Origin of the sequence: Gordonia alkanivorans NBRC 16433 (assembly GCF_000225505.1) — a bacterium.
Taxonomy (GTDB): domain Bacteria; phylum Actinomycetota; class Actinomycetes; order Mycobacteriales; family Mycobacteriaceae; genus Gordonia; species Gordonia alkanivorans.
The window spans coordinates 49854-68148 of record NZ_BACI01000067.1 but is presented as its reverse complement, the minus strand read 5'-3'; the positions used below and the strand labels follow the sequence as shown (position 1 = coordinate 68148).

Annotated in this window: 15 protein-coding genes and 1 riboswitch; of the genes, 5 read left to right on the top strand and 10 right to left on the bottom strand. The window is 69.9% G+C overall.

Annotated features, from left to right (window positions below; genetic code table 11):
- Positions 1–50: 50 nt before the first annotated feature.
- Genes GOALK_RS12690 through GOALK_RS12680 form a run of 3 tightly spaced genes read right to left on the bottom strand, consistent with a single transcriptional unit; the run spans position 51 to position 1707 of the window.
- Positions 51–575, bottom strand: coding sequence for a histidine phosphatase family protein (locus GOALK_RS12690; RefSeq protein WP_006359223.1), 525 nt, complete (start codon positions 573–575; stop codon positions 51–53).
- An 18-nt stretch (positions 576–593) separates the two neighbouring features.
- Positions 594–1421 carry a CbtA family protein gene (locus tag GOALK_RS12685; protein ID WP_006359222.1) on the bottom strand — a complete coding sequence of 276 codons (828 nt, stop codon included), beginning with the start codon at positions 1419–1421 and terminating at the stop codon, positions 594–596.
- 52 nt (positions 1422–1473) lie between these two features.
- On the bottom strand, positions 1474–1707 hold the full coding sequence (locus GOALK_RS12680; protein WP_006359221.1) for a CbtB domain-containing protein: 234 nt from the start codon (positions 1705–1707) through the stop codon (positions 1474–1476).
- A 38-nt stretch (positions 1708–1745) separates the two neighbouring features.
- Positions 1746–1923: riboswitch (cobalamin riboswitch) on the bottom strand.
- A 9-nt stretch (positions 1924–1932) separates the two neighbouring features.
- Between GOALK_RS12680 and GOALK_RS12675 the strand changes: the two genes are divergently transcribed.
- The gene (locus GOALK_RS12675) at positions 1933–6567 is read left to right on the top strand and encodes an ATP-dependent helicase (protein ID WP_006359220.1); all 4635 of its coding nucleotides are present in this window, start codon (positions 1933–1935) and stop codon (positions 6565–6567) included.
- Positions 6560–7351, top strand: coding sequence for a DNA-formamidopyrimidine glycosylase family protein (locus GOALK_RS12670; protein WP_006359219.1), 792 nt, complete (start codon positions 6560–6562; stop codon positions 7349–7351). Before GOALK_RS12675 ends, GOALK_RS12670 begins: the two co-directional genes overlap by 8 nt.
- 98 nt (positions 7352–7449) lie before the next feature.
- Here GOALK_RS12670 and GOALK_RS12665 read toward each other — a convergent pair whose 3' ends face one another.
- Together GOALK_RS12665 and glpD are read right to left on the bottom strand one after the other, a co-directional pair.
- Positions 7450–7872, bottom strand: a complete 423-nt coding sequence (locus GOALK_RS12665) for a pyridoxamine 5'-phosphate oxidase family protein (protein WP_006359218.1) — start codon at positions 7870–7872, stop codon at positions 7450–7452.
- 116 nt (positions 7873–7988) lie between these two features.
- On the bottom strand, positions 7989–9731 hold the full coding sequence (gene glpD, locus GOALK_RS12660; protein ID WP_006359217.1) for a glycerol-3-phosphate dehydrogenase: 1743 nt from the start codon (positions 9729–9731) through the stop codon (positions 7989–7991).
- Between the two features lie 75 nt (positions 9732–9806).
- Between glpD and glpK the strand changes: the two genes are divergently transcribed.
- Positions 9807–11294: a glycerol kinase GlpK gene (gene glpK / locus GOALK_RS12655; RefSeq protein WP_040004187.1), complete on the top strand. Its 1488-nt coding sequence runs from the start codon at positions 9807–9809 to the stop codon at positions 11292–11294.
- 19 nt (positions 11295–11313) lie between these two features.
- Here the strand turns inward: glpK and GOALK_RS12650 are convergent, their stop codons facing one another.
- The 3 genes from GOALK_RS12650 to GOALK_RS12640 form a co-directional block, all read right to left on the bottom strand.
- Positions 11314–11754 carry a hypothetical protein gene (locus tag GOALK_RS12650; RefSeq protein WP_006359215.1) on the bottom strand — a complete coding sequence of 147 codons (441 nt, stop codon included), beginning with the start codon at positions 11752–11754 and terminating at the stop codon, positions 11314–11316.
- Complete coding sequence (locus GOALK_RS12645; protein WP_006359214.1) at positions 11748–13070, bottom strand: hypothetical protein; 1323 nt, start codon at positions 13068–13070, stop codon at positions 11748–11750. The genes GOALK_RS12650 and GOALK_RS12645 overlap by 7 nt, the downstream gene beginning before the upstream one ends.
- 83 nt (positions 13071–13153) lie before the next feature.
- Positions 13154–14557: an NAD(P)H-quinone dehydrogenase gene (locus GOALK_RS12640; RefSeq protein ID WP_006359213.1), complete on the bottom strand. Its 1404-nt coding sequence runs from the start codon at positions 14555–14557 to the stop codon at positions 13154–13156.
- Positions 14558–14887: 330 nt separating this feature from the next.
- Between GOALK_RS12640 and GOALK_RS12635 the strand changes: the two genes are divergently transcribed.
- Positions 14888–15370 carry a gamma-glutamylcyclotransferase family protein gene (locus GOALK_RS12635; protein ID WP_006359212.1) on the top strand — a complete coding sequence of 161 codons (483 nt, stop codon included), beginning with the start codon at positions 14888–14890 and terminating at the stop codon, positions 15368–15370.
- 49 nt (positions 15371–15419) lie between these two features.
- Here GOALK_RS12635 and GOALK_RS12630 read toward each other — a convergent pair whose 3' ends face one another.
- Both GOALK_RS12630 and GOALK_RS12625 read right to left on the bottom strand, forming a co-directional pair.
- The gene (locus GOALK_RS12630; RefSeq protein ID WP_006359211.1) at positions 15420–16655 is read right to left on the bottom strand and encodes an amidohydrolase; all 1236 of its coding nucleotides are present in this window, start codon (positions 16653–16655) and stop codon (positions 15420–15422) included.
- Positions 16652–17353, bottom strand: a complete 702-nt coding sequence (locus GOALK_RS12625) for an enoyl-CoA hydratase/isomerase family protein (protein WP_006359210.1) — start codon at positions 17351–17353, stop codon at positions 16652–16654. The genes GOALK_RS12630 and GOALK_RS12625 overlap by 4 nt, the downstream gene beginning before the upstream one ends.
- 99 nt (positions 17354–17452) lie before the next feature.
- Between GOALK_RS12625 and GOALK_RS12620 the strand changes: the two genes are divergently transcribed.
- The gene (locus GOALK_RS12620) at positions 17453–18256 is read left to right on the top strand and encodes a purine-nucleoside phosphorylase (RefSeq protein WP_006359209.1); all 804 of its coding nucleotides are present in this window, start codon (positions 17453–17455) and stop codon (positions 18254–18256) included.
- Positions 18257–18295 lie beyond the last annotated feature (39 nt).

Below are 18295 nucleotides of genomic sequence, written 5' to 3'. Positions count from 1 at the left end.
ACACGTTTCAGTTTTGCCGACTCAACTGTGTCAGGAGTCACTCACGATGTCTAGGTACGTCCGCCCGATTCTGTTTCTTCAGGGCGAATTCTCAGGGGCGGCCAGTGGTAGCAGGCCGCCGGCCGGACCTCGCACCGGAAGTATCCCGTGGCGTCGTCGCACAGAAGTGCCTGCGCGACGGGCATGGCCACGACGATCGACGCCCCGACGGTGATCGTGCGGTCGCGCCAGTCGTGCACCCGTCGCACGAACGCCTCGACACTCTCGCCGCCATGGGGCCGGGCCGCCGGATCGGTGAAGAAGGCCGCGAGCTCGCGTGGATCGATGTCCTCGGGCGCCGATCCCGCCCAGTTCCCGACATCGAGCGTGCGAAGCGCGTCGTCGACCTCGACCCGACCACCCAGGAGCCGGGCGCTCTCGAGTGTCGCGGGCTCGGGCCCGCAGAAGGACACCGGCCCGACGAGGGACGCGGCGAGCGCTTCGACGTCACGGCGGCCGCGGTCGTCCAGCGACGCGTCACCGCCGAAGCGCACCGATCGATTGGGACCGGTGCGCCCGGCGGTGATGATCTGCACAGGAATGGCAGTGCGCGGTCAGCTCTGCACGGCGTCGACCGTCGGCGACGTGCTGGAGCTCTTCGACCGCGCCATCGCGCCGAGGATCAGCGCGAAGGTCACCGTCAGCACCGTCCAGAGGATCACCTGGTTGGTGATCGTGTACACGCGGAAGTCGGCGACGACGTCCGCCGGGAAGCCGGGGAACACGATCTGGCCGGCGTCGGTGCGCACCGGCTCGGGCACCTCGTCGAACGACGGCAGCAGCGCGATGGTGACGCCGACCGCGATCACGTACGCGGCACCGCCCACGACGGCCGACACCAGTCCGCCGATCCTCGGCCGCAACCACAGCGCGAGTGCGACGGCCACGATCATCAGCACGACCGACGCGATCGTGACGGTCAGGAATGCACCCGTCCGTTCCCCGATCGTGTCGTCGTCCCCGACCGCAGGCGGGTTGGCCGGGTAGGCGAAGAACGGAACACCGAAGACGGCGACGAAACCGATCGCGCCGAGCGCCCCGGCGACCGCGCGGGCATCGGTGGCCGGATACCGGTTGCCGAGGTAACTCCACAGCACGGTGAAGGCGACCCCGAAGAACGCGCCCATGCACAGGGCGAACACCAGGTTTCCGACGCCGGCGCCCAGATTCTCCTGCATGGCGCGGGTGAAGACCTCGCCGCCGTCGCCGTGCGAATGGCCGCCGACCGTATGTGCCAGCGCCTCTTCGGCTTCCGAGCGTTCACCCTCGTAGTCGACGGCCTTCGACACCACGGGTTCGAGGTAGAACCGTGCGAAGACGAACGAGATGATGCCGGCGATCAGGCCCGAGAGCAGACCTGCGCCGATGAGTTTCTTCTCCATGTGAACTTGTCCCTACGTTGTGAGAGTCAGGCCGACGCAGTGCGGTGAACGCTCAGTGGCAGGGAAAGCCGAGGAAGTGGCGGGAGTCGTGCACGAACTCGTGCACATAGGTGTTCTCCCCGAAGACCGACACGACACCTTGGTCGTAGCCGAGGAAGTAGTAGGCGAGCCCGGCCAGGAGGACCGTGAGGCTCAGCCAGAGCGCTGCGCTCGCGACCGACAGGTTCGGTACCGAAATCGCACGGGTGGGTGACTTGACTGCTTCGGCCGTACGGGGAGACGTCATGGGATTGTCCTTTCGCCGATCTCGCGTCGGTGAGTGTGTCGGATCTTTTGGCGCCGGCACGGCATCCTGACTCACGTCTTCCCCAGGCGCCGTCGAAATCCTCGACCGCGTCCGGCGTTGTCGTTCACAGTGGCGCGACCGCTCCGGATTCTCACCGGATTCCCCGTACAGGCGTGTATCGACTGTATACCCAGACCTGTCGCACATGTGAGACATAGTGGAGAGATGCCCCGCCCCTCGGTTCTCGATCGCTTCACCGCCCCCACCCGGCGATGGTTCACCGGAGCGTTCACCAAGCCGACCGCGGCCCAGAAAGGCGCCTGGACCTCGATCGCCGACGGCGCGAACACCCTGGTCATCGCCCCGACCGGGTCCGGCAAGACGCTCGCGGCATTCCTCTGGGCGCTCGACCGGCTGGCCGCCGACGCCGCCACCCGCCGTCCGGGCACGAAGGTCGTCTACATCTCGCCGCTGAAGGCGCTCGCCGTCGACGTGGAGCGCAATCTACGCGCGCCCCTCACCGGGATCACCCGTGCGGCGCAGGAATTGGACCTGCCCGAACCGAACATAACGGTCGGTGTCCGGTCCGGCGACACCTCGGCCGCTGACCGCCGCGCTCTGGTGAAGACCCCGCCCGACATCCTGATCACCACGCCCGAGTCGCTCTACCTGATGCTGACCTCCGCGGCCCGGGAGAGCCTCACGAATGTCGAGGCGATCATCGTCGACGAGGTCCATGCGGTCGCCGCCACCAAACGCGGCACACATCTGGCCCTGACCCTCGAGCGCCTCGACGAGCTGCTCGAGAAGCCCGCCCAACGGATAGGCCTGTCGGCGACCGTGCGGCCTCCCGAGGTCGTCGCCGGGTACCTGTCCGGCTCGGCGCCCTGCCAGGTCGTCAAGCCCAAGGCCGACAAGACCTTCGATCTCCGCGTCGACGTGCCGGTCGAGGACATGGCGAACATCCCGCCGGCACCCGGCCCGGACGGCGCCGACCCGGCCGAGCTCGACGACGCATTCTCCCCCACGGCCGGTTCGCTGTGGCCGTACGTGGAGGCGTCGATCGTCGACCAGATCGAGGCCAACCGGGCGACGATCGTGTTCGCGAACTCCCGTCGGCTCGCCGAGAAGCTGACCGCGCGGCTCAACGAGATCCACGCCGAGCGGCAGGGTGTCACGCCCGAGCCCACCGCCAACCCGACGGTCGCGGGCGGGGCTCCCGCGTTCGTGATGGGCAGCGGGGCGAGTTCCGGCGCCGAGGCGGTCCTCGCGCGGGCACACCACGGTTCGGTGAGCAAGGAGCAGCGCGCGCAGATCGAGGACGACCTCAAGGCCGGTCGCCTGTCCTGCGTCGTGGCGACCAGCTCGCTCGAACTCGGTATCGACATGGGTGCGGTGGATCTCGTGATCCAGGTGGAGGCCCCGCCGTCGGTGGCCAGCGGCCTGCAGCGCATCGGCCGCGCCGGCCATCAGGTGGGCGAGATCAGCCAGGGCATCCTCTATCCCAAACACCGCACCGATCTGCTGCACTGCACGGTCACCGTCGGGCGCATGCTCGACGGTGCGATCGAGGAGATCAAGGTTCCCCAGAATCCCCTCGACATCCTCGCGCAGCAGACCATCGCGGCCGCCGCCGTCGACGATCTCGAGGTCGACCACTGGTACGAGGTCGTTCGCCGGGCGGCTCCCTACCGCGACCTCGGACGCGGGGTCTTCGACGCCACCCTCGATCTCATCGCCGGGCGGTTCCCCTCAGACGAGTTCGCCGAACTCCGGCCGCGGGTCAACTGGGACCGCGACGCGGGCGTGATCACCGGCCGCCGTGGCGCCCAACGACTCGCCGTCACCTCCGGCGGGTCGATCCCCGATCGCGGACTGTTCGGCGTCTTCATGGTCGGCGAGAAGTCCACGCGCGTGGGCGAACTCGACGAGGAGATGGTGTACGAGTCGCGGGTCGGCGATGTCTTCGCCCTCGGCGCGACGAGCTGGCGCATCGAGGACATCACCCACGACCGCGTCCTGGTGTCGCCGGCCTTCGGGCAGCCCGGCAGGCTGCCGTTCTGGATCGGCGACGCGATCGGACGTCCCGCCGAACTCGGTGCGGCGATCGGCGCGTTCACCGGGGCCATCGCCGATCCCGGGAAACTCGACGCCCATGCCGAGAGGCTCGGACTCACCGAGAACGCCCGCACCAACCTGGCCACGCTCATCGCCGAACAGCGCGAGGCGACCGGTCACCTCCCCACCGACCGGACGCTCGTCGTCGAACGGTTCCGCGACGAACTCGGCGACTGGCGCGTCATCCTGCACTCCCCCTATGGCTTGCGTGTCCACGCGCCGTGGGCGAGCGCCATCTCCCAACGACTCCTCGCGACACTGGGTATCGAGGGCGCCACCACCGCCTCCGACGACGGCATCATCCTGCGTCTGCCCGACACCGACGACGCACCCCCGGGTGCCGACGTCTTCCTCCTCGATCCCGACGAGGTCGAACAGCTCGTGACCGACGGTCTCGCCGACTCGTCGATGTTCGCCTCGCGGTTCCGCGAATGTGCCGCGCGCGCACTGCTCCTGCCGCGGCGCGATCCCGGCCGGCGCGCGCCGCTGTGGCAGCAGCGGCAGCGCAGCGCCCAATTGCTCTCCGTCGCATCCAAGTTCCCGGACTTCCCGATCGTCCTCGAAGCGGTTCGCGAGTGCCTGCAGGACGTGTACGACCTCCCGGCACTGCTCGACCTGCTCGGCCGCATCCGGTCGCGCCGGATCCGCGTCGTGGAGACCGAGACCCCGAGTCCGTCGCCGTTCGCGGCGTCGCTGCTGTTCGGCTACGTCGGCGCCTTCATGTACGCCGACGACGCGCCGCTCGCCGAACGTCGAGCCGCCGCCCTGTCCCTCGACACCAGCCTCCTCGCGCAGCTGCTCGGCCGCGTCGACCTGCGTGAGCTCCTCGATCCCGGCGTCATCGCCGAGGTCATCGCCCGCCTGCAACGCCTGTCACCCGACCGCCAGGCACGCGACGCCGAGGACGTCGTCGACCTCCTCCGCTGGCTCGGACCGCTGACCACCGAGGAGGTCGAGCCGAGATATCGGGGAGAAGCGGCGGTGGCCGAGGTGCTGGCCGAGCTGCACCGCAGCGGGCAGATCATCTCGGTCAACCACAACCGGCGCGCGCTGTGGGCGTCGATCGACGACACCGCACGACTCCGCGACGCACTCGGAGTCCCTGCACCGATGGGCATCCCGGCGGCCTACCTCGAACCGGTACCCGACCCGGTCGGCGACCTCATCGGGCGCTACGCCCGCACCCACGGGCCCTTCACCGTCACCGACGCGGCGGCGTCCCTGGGCATCGCGACCGCCGTCGTCCGCGACACCCTGGCCCGCCTCGCCGCGGAACGACGCGTCGTCGAAGGTGATTTCCTGCCCGAGACCGGCACCGCCGATCCGGCCCAGGGAGCGGCACCGACCACCCAGTGGTGCCACACCGACGTCCTCGGTCAGATCCGGCGCGGGTCGCTCGCCGCGAGCCGGGCCGAGGTCGCACCGGTCGGCACCGAGGTTCTCACCCGCTTCCTCGTGGAATGGCAGCACGGTTCGCCCGGAACGCAGCTCAGCGGGGTCGACGGCCTCGCCACCGTCATCGACCAGCTGGCCGGTTACCCGCTGCCGGCGTCGGCCTGGGAGTCGCTGATATTGCCCGCGCGCGTCTCGGACTATGCCCCGTCCATGCTCGACGAGCTGCTGAGCAGCGGCGAGGTCGTGTGGTCGGGGCACGGCCGCATCGGCAACGCCGACGGCTGGGTGGCCCTGCACCCCGCCGACGTGGCCGCGTTCTCCATCTCCGAGGCCGACACCATCGACACCACGGCCCTGCACGATGCGATCACCACCGCACTCCACCCCGGTGGTGCACTGCGGTTCCCGCAGATCGCCGCGGACATCAGCACCGGCACCACGACGCCGGCCGCGGACATCGAATCCGCACTCTGGGACCTGGTCTGGGCGGGACAGGTCAGCAATGACACGTTCGCACCCGTCCGCGCACTGCTGCATCCCCGGCGCAGCCCGACGACGCCACGGTCGGCGCCCGCCCACCGCGCCCGCGGCAGGGCCCCACGACTCCGCGCCGGTCGCCTCTCCGCGCGCTACCTGACCGAGCACGCCTCCGGGCCGCCGGTGTCGCCGACCGCGAGCGGCCGGTGGTTCGCCCTGGACCGACCCGAGATCGACCCGACCATCGCCACGCAGGCACTGTGCGACCAACTGCTCACGCGCTACGGCGTGATCACGCGGGGCAGCGTCACCGCCGAGGAGGTGACCGGCGGATTCGCCCGGGTGTACAAGGCGCTCACCATTTTCGAGGACAACGGCCAGGTCCGCCGCGGCTACTACGTCGACGGCCTCGGCGGCGCGCAGTTCGCCTCCCCGGCCACGGTCGACGAGTTGCGGCGTCACGCTCTCCCCGACCGCAAGCCGCCGCGCGAGGCGACCATCCTCGCCGCCACCGACCCCGGCAACCCATACGGCGCGGCGCTGGAGTGGCCACGATCCCGCGACGCCGACGCGGGACACCGCCCGGGCCGCAAGCCCGGCGCCCTGGTGGTGCTCGTCGACGGCGAACTCGTGTGCTTCGTCGAGCGTGGCGGCAAGACGCTGCTGACGTTCACCGATTCGATCCCGGCGCTGGAATCCGCCGCCGGCGCGCTGGTGGCCCTGGTCCGCGCCGGCCGGATCTCCCGGCTGACCATCGACGCGATCGACTCCGAACCGGTGCGCGGCACCGATTTCGGGAAGGTGCTTGTCGAGGCCGGTTTCTCCACGACCCCGCGCGGCATCCGACTCCGGTACGGAACCCATGCCTGAGGGCGACACCGTCTTCGCCGCGGCCGCGCGGCTGCGTCAGGGGCTGGAGGGACGAACCCTCACGTCGACGCAGTTCCGCATCCCGTCGCTCGCGACGTCGGACCTGTCGGGACGGACCGTCGTCTCCGTCCGATCGAGGGGCAAGCATCTGCTCATCGACGTCGGCGAGAGCGAGCCCGGCGCGGGCGACGCGCTCAGCATCCACTCGCATCTGAAGATGGAGGGCGTTTGGCACGTGCATCGCCGGGGCCAGAAGTGGCGTCGCCCCGCCTATCAGGCGCGCGTCGTGCTGCGCACCGACGACCACGAGGCCGTCGGCTTCGACCTCGGCACGCTCGAACTGCTCGCCGACCCGGACGCCGCCCTCGCGTATCTGGGACCGGACCTGCTGGCCGACGACTTCGACCGCGAGGAGGCGATCCGACGCCTCGCCGCCGACCCCGACCAGACGATCGGCGCGGCACTCCTCGACCAGCGCCTCATGGCCGGCGTCGGCAACGTCTTCCGCAGCGAGATCTGTTATCTGCGTGGCGTTCTCCCGACCCGACCGGTCGGCGAGGTGGATCTCGGTCCGATGGTCGATCTCAGCCGACGTCTGTTGTGGGCCAACCGGATGCGCTCGGCTCGCACCACCACCGGCCAGACCTCACCGAACGGGCGGATGTGGGTCTACGGCCGCAAGGGACAGCTGTGCCGCCGCTGCGCGACGATCATCAAGCGCGGCGAGATCCCGTCGACCGGCGGCGATCGATCCATCTACTGGTGCCCGCGCTGCCAGACCTGATGCGTAAACCCAGCCCTGTTCCGTAGAGCCACCCCCGGCAAGTGGGCTGGGTTCACGGATAAGGGCTGGGTTTGCGATGGCGGCTGGGTTTGCGGAGCTCAGACGGGATAGCGCTCGGGTTCGGGCCCGAACTCGAAGCGGCGCGCGGTGATCTCCTCGACGGCGATCTCCACGTAGTTGTATTTCACCGTCGCGATCCACGGGCGCAGGGGCAGCTTGTCGGCCGCCTCGATGTCGCCGAACGACGTCAAAACGCGTGCCGTTCCCTTGGCGACGACGCTCCAGCCGCCGGTGTCGGTGTGGGCGTCGGTCTCGAACGCCACGCGGTTGTTCACGACGACTTCGGAGAGTTTCGTCCCCTCACCGGTGCGCAGCGTGATCTTGCCGTCCGCGGCGTGGTAGTTGACGGGGAAGATGTCGGGTGAACCGTTGACGCTCAACGCGATACGACCCAGCTCGGCGGAGCCGAGTAGTTCCCATGCCTCTTGCGGGCCGAGGACCTGAACCGGAGTCTCTGTCATGACCAGTCCCTTCTCTCCCCCACCCTCGATCCTGCCTCGGGGACGTCGGACCGAACAGAGGCCAACGGCCCACTCATCCGGAACACAATGTCACCGAACCGGCGAAACCGGCGATCTCACTCCGGGACGGGTACCGGCTCGAGAATCTCCGAACGCGCCTCGGGCGCGGCCGCCCGCAGTGCGTCGGCGGAATCGTCGTCGGGTTGCTGTTGCGACGCCACCTCGGCCTCGACGCGCGCGATGTAGTTGGCCACCTCGAAGTCGCGCTTCTCGGTGGTCCACCCGAGAAGGGGTGCGAGCAGATCGGCGACCTCGCCGGCGCAGTCGACGCCGCGGTGCGAGTACTCGATCGCGATCCGGGTGCGCCGGGCCAGCACGTCCTCGAGATGGAGCGCGGCCTCGGCGACCGCTGCGTACACCACTTCGACGCGCAGATACTGCGGCGCGGCGGCCAGCGGTGCGAGCAGCGACCTGTCCTCCTGCGCGTAGTAGAGCACGTCGTCGATCAGCGAGCCGTAGCGGTTGAGCAGTCGCCGAACCCGGTACGGGTGCAGGCCGTATCGCTCCCCGAGATGTTCGCACTGGTTGATCAGCGCGAAGTATCCGTCCGCACCGAGCAGCGGCACCCGCTCGGTGATCGACGGCGCCACCCGGGTGGGAATGAAGTCGTTGCACGCGTCGACGGCGTCGGCGGCCATGACCCGGTAGGTGGTGTACTTGCCACCCGCGATCGACACCAGACCCGGTGCCACGGTGGCGACGGCATGCTCACGCGAGAGCTTCGACGTCTCGTCGTCCTCGCCCGCCAGCAGCGGTCGCAAACCGGCGTAGACGCCCTCGATGTCGTCGTGGTTCAGCTTGGTGACCAGCACCTCGTTGACGCGTTCCAGGATGTAGTCGATGTCCGCCCGGGTGGCGGCCGGATGCGCGAGGTCGAGGTTCCAGTCGGTGTCGGTGGTGCCGATGATCCAGTGCGTCTCCCACGGGATGACGAACAGCACCGAGTTGGCGGTGCGCAGGATGATCGCGGTCTCGCTGACGATCCGGTCGCGCGGCACCACGATGTGCACACCCTTCGACGCGCGCACCTTGAAGTGCCCGCGCTGCTTGGACAACGCCTGCACCTCGTCGGTCCACACCCCGGCGGCGTTGATGACGCAGTGGGCGCGCACCTCGGTGACGTCGCCGTTCTCGGTGTCGCGCACGCGAACGCCGAGGACACGGTCGGATTCGCGGAGGAAACCGATCACCTGCGTCGAGGTGCGGATGACCGCGCCATAGTTGGCCGCGGTACGGGCCACCGTGAGACTGTGCCGCGCGTCGTCGACAACCGTGTCGTAGTACCGGATTCCACCGATGAGCGAGCTGCGCTTGAGCGCGGGCGCCACGCGGAGGGCACCCGAACGGGTCACATGCTTCTGCCCGGGCACCGATTTGGCGCCGCCCATGCGGTCGTAGAGAAAGATCCCCGCCGCGACATACGGCCGTTCCCAGACCCGCTGCGTCAGCGGATAGAGGAACGGCAGGGGTTTCACGAGGTGCGGGGCCAGCAGCCGTAGTGAGAGCTCGCGCTCCTTGAGTGCCTCACGCACCAGCCCGAATTCGAGTTGTTCCAGGTAGCGCAGGCCACCGTGGAACATCTTCGACGACCGGCTCGACGTGCCCGAGGCGATGTCGCGGGCCTCGACCAGCGCCACCCGCAGACCGCGCGTGGCGGCGTCGAGTGCGGCACCTACGCCGACCACCCCGCCGCCGATCACGACCACGTCGAACTGTTCTTCTCCGAGCCGCCGCCACGCTTCGGCTCGGTAGAGCGGGCCCATGTCCGCCGGCCGGTCCGGGTTGAACTCGGTGTTCATGTTCGCCGAGCCTAATTGATCTCGGGCCGCACCACAGCGTGCGACACTGACGGCGTGGGCAGTTCAGGCAAATACGTGGCGGCGATCGACCAGGGGACCACCTCCACCCGGGCGATGATCTTCGACCACCAGGGACGCGTCGTCGGCGTCGAACAACTCGAACACGAGCAGATCTTCCCGCGGGCCGGCTGGGTCGAACACGACGCCGCCGAGATCTGGCGCAACACCCGCCGCGTGGGTGCTGCCGCGCTGGCCTCGGCCGAGTTGACCGCCAGGGACATAGTCGCCTGCGGCATCACCAATCAGCGCGAGACCACGGTGATCTGGGACCGCGAGTCCGGGAAGCCGGTCCACAACGCGATCGTCTGGCAGGACACCCGCACCGGCGACGTGTGCAGGGAACTCGCGGGCGACGTGGGCGACGACCGTTTCCGCGAACGCACCGGTCTCCCGCTGTCCACCTACTTCGCCGGGCCCAAGATCCGCTGGCTGCTCGACAACGTCGACGGTCTGCGCGAGCGCGCCGAGGCTGGTGAATTGTGCTTCGGCACAATGGATTCCTGGATCGCGTGGAACATGACCGGCGGTGTCGACGGCGGGCAGCACGTCACCGACGTCACCAACGCCTCACGCACCATGCTCATGGATCTGCGGACGTTGAGTTGGGATGAGGAGATCTGCGCGGAGATGGGCATCCCGATGTCCATGCTGCCCGAGATCCGCAGCTCGTCCGGCGAATTCGGCTCGCTGCGCGGCAACGGCCCACTGCCCGGCGTCCCCCTGACCGGTATCCTCGGCGACCAGCAGGCCGCCACCTTCGGTCAGGCCTGTCTGAACCCCGGCGAGGCCAAGAACACCTACGGGACCGGGAACTTCCTGTTGCTCAACACCGGCACCGAGCCGGTCTTCAGCGAGCACGGCCTGCTGACGACGGTCTGCTACCGCATCGGCGACCAGGAGGCGCGGTATGCGCTCGAAGGGTCGATCGCCGTGACCGGATCGCTCATCCAGTGGCTGCGAGACAATCTCGGTCTCTTCTCGGAGGCGGCGGATGTCGAGAGGCTGGCCGCGGAGGTCGACGACAACGGCGGCGCATACTTCGTCCCGGCGTTCTCCGGTCTGTTCGCGCCGCGCTGGCGTTCGGATGCCCGCGGCGTGATCGTCGGCCTGACCCGCTTCGTCAACAAGGGCCACCTGGCCCGAGCTGCGCTGGAGGCCAGCGCCTTCCAGACCCGCGAGGTCATCGAGGCGATGCAGGCCGACGCCGGGATGGAGCTGTCCACGCTCAAGGTCGACGGCGGGATGGTGGTCAACGAATTGCTCATGCAGTTCCAGGCCGACATCCTCGACGTCCCGGTCGTGCGACCCGTGGTCAACGAGACCACCGCGCTGGGCGCGGCCTACGCCGCCGGTCTGGCCGTGGGGTTCTGGGAGAGCGAGGACGACATCCGCGCCAACTGGGCCGAGGACAAGCGGTGGAAGCCGACCATGGCCGAGGAGGAACGGGACCGCCTGTACGCCGAGTGGAACCGGGCCGTCGAGCACAGCTTCGGTCTGGCGTGATTCACCGGTCCGGCGTGATTCAGACGACGAAATCGGCAAGGACGCCGACGACGCCCGCACTGCCGCCGAGGGCCGCGGCAGCCTCGTAGGCCGCCTCCCGCAGGGCCGTTCGCGGAGCCTCGGCCGTCGTCGACACCGACATGGCGGCGAGGACACAGTCGAGAGCCCGGGCCCGCCGGAAGCTGTCCAGCTGGGCGTCGACGTCGCCGCGCCGCTGGTGCGCGAACGAGTCGAAATCCTGTTGCGCGGCGACCACTCTCAACGCGCCCACACCCGCCGGGTCGGCACTTCCCTGCTGCCGCCATTGCCGGATCACGTCGCGGATCTCGGGCGTCGACGCGCCCGTGACGTCCATCACCGTGGCGACGAGGAGGTGCAGGCACCGGACGATGTCCTCGTCGGGTACGGCGGAGGCCAGCCGGGCGACACCCCCGGGCAGCCGGTCGACCCGGCTCAGCATGTCCGGCCCCGCGTGTTCGGCGACGATTCGTCGCCGTCGGTGCGCGTGTCGGAGGTGCCCGGCGAACGATCCGACGGGGTGAGCACCTCCCCCGGCGTCGGCCGGAAAGCCGGGGTCTCGGACAGGGGCGAGGCCGGGCGGGGAATCCAGTCGCCGATGACCGGCGGCCCGACGAGCGGCAGATCGCCGACGATCTCCGCGCCGTGCTCACGATTGTGCAGATAGGGTGCGGCTTTGTGCTGGTCGTCGTTCTCGGCCCCGGGTCGGCGGCCTGTCGGCGGCGCGCCGGCGGGACCCACCGGTGGTGTGATCCCGGCACGCGGTGCGGCAGCGCTCGCGGCGGGCGGCGTCGACGCCGTGGGCGTCGCAACACCCGGCGCCGACGTCGACAGCGGGAGTGGTCCGACGACCGGGCTCGGCACTGGGCCTAATCCCGACCCGGAACCTGCTCCCCCGGAACGGGATTCGTTCCCGGTTCCCGATCGTCCGGAGTCGGCGAGACCGTGCGTGCCGCTTCCCGGGGTGCCCCGGCCGCCGCGGAGAAGACCGTCGGGGTCGTCGGCACCCCCGCGGCCGGACGATCCCGACGACGACGAGGACGAGGACACCGGAGTCACCGGGGTGGGTCCGCCGCCCGCCGGTCCCGGAGCCGCCCCGGTGGTCGCGACTGGGATCGCACCGCCACCGGAACGGCCGAAGTCCCCGGCGTCGACGGTGTTCGCGGCCTGCCCCCGGGGTGCCTCGGAACCCGAACCCGAGCCGACTCCGGCTGCCGACATGCCACCCACTCCGCGAACCATGTCGTCCGGCCCGGTGGGCTCGGGAAGCGAATGCTGGACCCGTTGCATCGGGGACGAGTACGTGCCCGACATGGTCCGGTCGACCTCGAACCGCACCGTCGGCGCGTCCTCGGGATTCTCGCGGAGATGCTGCTGCAGCTCACGCAGCCGACCTTCTTGATCCCGTGTCGCACCGACGATCCCGACTGCGCTGCGCAGGGCCTCACCGACGACGGTCGCCGTCTCCACACTCCGCTGCATGGCGTCGGACAACGATTTCCCCGCCTCGAGGGCGGTGTCGGAGGCGAGGCCGCGCAGGTCGTCGCCGAACATCGCCGCCATCCGCTCCGACGCACGGCGCACCGCGTCGATCGCCTTGAGGATCGTCTCGACGTCACCGGCCGCCTGGCCGGGCTTCATGGTGCGGAGGGTGTCGATGATCTCGTCGATGCCCATGCCGGCCCAGTCGGTGCGTCCGCCGCCGAAGGACGGGGCGTTCGACACGCCCCGGTTGTTCTGGGCGAACGGTCCTGTCACGACATCTCCCCCCACGTCGCGGTGTGCCCGGTCCCGGGCGGATTCTCGACGACCCTACCGTGATCGAGGGGGCCCGCCGGTTGTCAGTCCAGATCGTCGTGACGGACGAGCTGACGCGCCGCCTCGGTGATCGACCCGGACAGCGACGGGTACACCGAGAAGGTCTGTGCGAGATCGCCGACCGTCAGTTTGTTCTGCACCGCGAGGGCGAGCGGGAGGATGAGCTCGGAGGCGTTGGGGGCAACCGCGACACCACCGATGACCACGCCGGTGGCGGGGCGGCAGAAGATCTTCACGAAACCGCGTCGCAGACCGCTCATCTTGGCGCGCGGGTTGGTCGCCAGCGGCAGCATCACGGTGCGGGCGGGGTACTCGCCGGCGTCGATGGCCTTCTGCGACACCCCGACGGTGGCGATCTCGGGACGCGTGAAGATCGCCGACGCAACGGTTTTCAGCTTGATGGGGCTGACGCCCTCACCCAGTGCGTGGTACACCGCGATGCGGCCCTGCATGGCGGCCACCGAGGCCAGCGGCAGCAGGCCGGTGCAGTCGCCGGCGGCGTAGATGCCCGGCACCGAGGTCCGCGACACCCGGTCCACCTGGATGTAGCCGCCCTTGTCGACCTCGACACCGGCCCGCTCGAGTTCGAGGTTCGCGGTGTTGGGGATCGAACCGACGGTCATCAGCACGTGGCTACCGGTGACCGCGGACCCGTCGGCGAGATGGGCGGTGACGGTGTCGCCGTCGCGGACGACCTTGTCGGCGCGGGCGTGCTTGACGAGTTCGACGCCGCGTTCGGCGAGCGCGTCCTCGAGCACCAGGGCCGCGTCCTCGTCCTCGTGCGGGAGGACGCGGTCGCGGCTCGACACCAGAGTCACCTTCACACCGAGTTCGGTGTAGGCGTGGACGAACTCGGCGCCGGTGACACCCGAACCGATGACCACGAGATGCTCGGGCAGTTCCTCGAGGTCGTAGAGCTGGCGCCAGGTGAGGATGCGTTCGCCGTCGGGCTGGGCGTCGGGCAGGATGCGCGGCGACGCGCCGGTCGCGATGAGCACGACGTCGCCGTCGAAGCGCTGGGTGCTGCCGTCGGCCAGGGTCGCGAGAACACTGTGGGTCGAGAGGCCGACCTGGGTCTCGTCGAGGACGGCGGTACCGGAGACCAGCTTGACGCCCTCGCTCACGAGTCGCGACTTGATGTCGGCGGACTGGGCGAAGGCGAGGTCGCGCACGCGCTGGTGGATCTGCGGGAGGGTGACCAGGGTGTCGTCGGTCTTGAGGTTGATGCCGAGGTCCACGGCACGACGAACCTCGGTACGGATGCCGGTGGAGGCGATGAACGTCTTCGACGGGACACAGTCCCACAGCACGCAGGCCCCACCGATGCCGTCCGAATCGATCACCGTGATGTCGGCGCCGTAGGCGGCCGCGGCGAGTGCCGCCTCATAGCCCGCTGGTCCACCGCCGATGATGACGATCCTGGTCACTGTGCACTCCTGTCCTTCACCGGTTTCGTCGCGGCTGCCTTCGTGGGGCACCGCGCGCCCGGGTGGTGTTGTCGAATGGGCGAACTGGCTGGCGCCGGACCGGCGGGCGTCCGACCGAATGGTGTCCGGCGGCAGATCCGACTGGGTCGAGCCCCGCGGGGTGGTGCGTCGCTCTGGTGTGGCGGACCGTCGCATGGTGTCGCGCCATGTACCAACCTAGTCCGGATCGTTCCGCAACACTCAGGTGGTGGCCCCGCATGCGTCGTACGCCACTCCTTCACCCCTGCCTGTCGCCTTCCGGAGTCGCCCCCGACCCACTAGGCTCCATCCGTGCCGATTTACGCAGCCTACGGAAGCAACATGCATCCCGAGCAGATGGCGGAACGTGCGCCACACTCGCCGATGTCGGGTACCGGATGGCTTCGCGGGTGGCGTCTGACCTTCGGTGGCGGCGACATCGGCTGGGAGGGATCCCTGGCGACGGTCACCGAGGATCGTGACGACCCCGACGCCCGTGTCTTCGTCGTCCTGTACGACGTGACCACCGAGGACGAGGAGCTGCTCGACCGCTGGGAGGGCTCCGAACTCGGCATCCACCGCAAGATCCGCGCCCGCGTCGACACCGCCGACGGCCCCGTGCTGGCCTGGCTCTACGTGCTCGACGCCTACGAGGGCGGTCTCCCCTCGGCCCGCTACCTCGGTGTCATGGCCGAGGCGGCGGAGATCGCCGGTGCCCCCGCCGACTACGTGCAGGACCTGCGGTTGCGCGAGTCGCGCAACGTCGGCCCCGGGCCAGGGCCCGTCGAATCCTGAGGCCAGGGCCCGTCGAATCCTGAGGCCGGGGCCCGTCGAACCCTGAGGCCTAGGGCGCGAACGGCGGCGTGAGCTCCGGCGGTTCGCCGGCGGCGCTGCGCGCGTTGAGGACGACGCCCGCGAGGGTGCGGACACCGATCGCCAGGGCACGTTCGTCGAGGTCGAAGTTCGGTGCGTGCAGATCGACCTGCGGGCCGAAACCGTCCCACACGCCGAGCCGGGCCATCGCGCCCGGCACCTGCTCGAGGTACCAGGAGAAGTCCTCGCCGCCGGGTGACTGCGGGGTGGCGGCGACGGCGTCGGGGCCGATCGCGGCGACCGCGCGTTCCAGCATGCCCACGGCGATCTCGTCGTTGACCACGGGCGGCACACCCCGGAAGTAGGAGAGGTCGTAGCGCACGCCGAGCGGCGCCAGGAGTTCGCCGACGACGCTGCGGACCAGCGGTTCGAGCGCGGCCCAGGTGTCGTGGTCGCCGGTGCGTACCGTGCCGCGCATCCTGCCTTCCTGCGGGATGGCGTTGGCGGCGCTGCCGGCGTTGGCCGCACCCCACACCATCACGGTTCCCGAGCGCGGGTCGACGCGCCGCGACAGAACCCCGGGCAGCCCGGTGATCACGGTGCCCATCGCGTAGATCAGGTCGCCGGTCAGGTGCGGGCGGGACGTGTGGCCGCCCGCGGAGTGGAGTTGCAGGTCGATGTGGTCGGCCGCCGAGGTCAGCGGACCCGACCGCAGGCCGACGGTGCCGACGGGCAGACGCGGATCGCAGTGCAGCGCGAAGATGCGTCCGAGCCCGCTGGTCACTCCGGCCTCGATGGCGTCGAGCGCACCGCCCGGCATGACCTCCTCGGCCGCCTGGAAGATCAGCCGGACCCCCACCGGGAGCGGTCCGGCCGAGGCCAGGAGCTTGGCCACGCCGATCAGGATCGCGGTATGGGCGTCGTGTCCGCAGGAGTGGGACGCGCCCTCGACCGTCGAGGTGAACGGGAGGCCGGTGTGTTCGGTGACCGGCAGCGCGTCCATGTCGGCGCGCAGGCCGATCCGCGGTTCACCGGCCGGGCCGAGGTCGCAGACGACGCCGGTGCCCAGTGGGAGCCGACGCGGGGCGAGTCCCACCGCCAACAGCTCGGCCATCACCAGTTCGGTGGTGCGCACCTCTTGCCGGGACAGTTCGGGGTGGGCGTGGAGGTCGCGCCGCCAGGCGATCAACCGAGGACCGTGCGCGGCCAGCCATGCGTCGATGATCTTCGACGCGTCGGGCAGGCTGCCCGCCTGCGCACCGGTCACGACAGGACCCCGGCGGGAGTCGGGACGGCGAGGTCGGCGAGCAGCGGTCCGCGGAGTCCCCGCTTGATCAGCGCGAGATTGGGACCCACCGTCGCGGCACGGGCGGTGGCGATCTCGGCGGCGCGGGCGGTCAGTCGATCCGCCTCCACCGCCTCGTCGACGATGCCGGCGGCGACCGCATCGGCGGCACCGTAGCGGCGGCTGGTGTACATCGCCTCGGTCGCGGTCCGGTCGGTGAGTCGCGTGCGCAGAAGCGTCGACATGCCGCGGGTGAACGGCATGTTCAGGGCCGCCTCGGGCAGCGACCAGAATCCGCGCTCGGTACGCATCACCAGGTGGTCGGCGCAGAGGGCGAGCATGGCGCCGGCGCCGAAGGCGTGCCCGTTGACGGCCGCGACCGTCGGCACCGGGAGGGTGAGGATCGTGGCGTACAGCGCGTGCACCCGGTCGAGGTATGCGGGCAGCTGATCCGGCGCGGCGAAGATGTGGTCGGTGTCGAGCCCGTTGGTGAAGAACTTGCCGGTCGCGGTCAGCACCATTGGACGCTTCGGGTCGGCGCTCACCTCAGCGAGCAACCGTTCCACCTCGTCGAGCCATTCCAGACGGAAGCGGTTCTCGGGGTTCGACTCGTCGAGCTCGGCGCCCTTGGCCCCGAGATGGAGTTCGACGACCTCCCCGACCTCGTTGAGATATGGCATGAACTGACCTTATCGCTCCGCGGAGTCCACTCCGCGCACGGCGCTCGCACGACGCCGCGGTGCCGCACCGGCGTCGGGATCACCGTTTAGGGTTGGCGCATGGATCCCACTGCCGACGCCGACGCCGCGGCCATCGTCGCGGCCGCCACCATCGCCGCCGAGACCGACGCCGCCGCACACGATGTGGCCGTGATCCTCGGTTCCGGGTGGGCCCCGGCGGCCGACGCGTTCGGTGCACCGATCCGTTCGCTGCCGATGTCCTCGATCCCCGGCTTCACCCCGCCCAAGGCTGCCGGCCACGGTGGCGTGATCCATTCCGTGCGGGTCGGTGACCGCCGAGTCCTGTTGATGCTCGGCCGGATTCACGCCTACGAGGGTCACGACCTCGCGCGGGTCGTGCATCCGGTGCGTACCGCGGCGGCCGCCGGCGTCCACACGGTCGTGCTCACCAACGCCGCCGGTGGTCTGCGCGAGGACATGTCGGTGGGTCAGCCGGTGCTCCTCTCCGACCATCTCAACCTGACCGCGCGTTCCCCGCTGGTCGGCGCGCAGTTCGTCGACCTCGTGGACGCCTACTCCCCGCGGCTGCGCGGGATCGCCCGCCGCGTGGACCCGGCGCTCGCCGAGGGTGTTTACGCCGGCCTGCCCGGACCGCATTACGAGACCCCCGCCGAGATCCGCATGCTGCGCACGCTGGGCGCCGACCTGGTCGGCATGTCCACGGTGCACGAGACCATCGCCGCCCGGGCCGCGGGACTCGAGGTCCTCGGGGTCTCGCTGGTGACCAACCTGGCCGCCGGGATGACCGGTGAACACCTCAGTCACGCCGAGGTACTCGAGGTCGGGCGTACATCGGCGACGCGTATGGGCGAACTGCTCGCCCAGATCATCGGCGAGCTGTAGAACCGATCCCGGCGGCGATTCCTCCCCCGACGAGTCCCG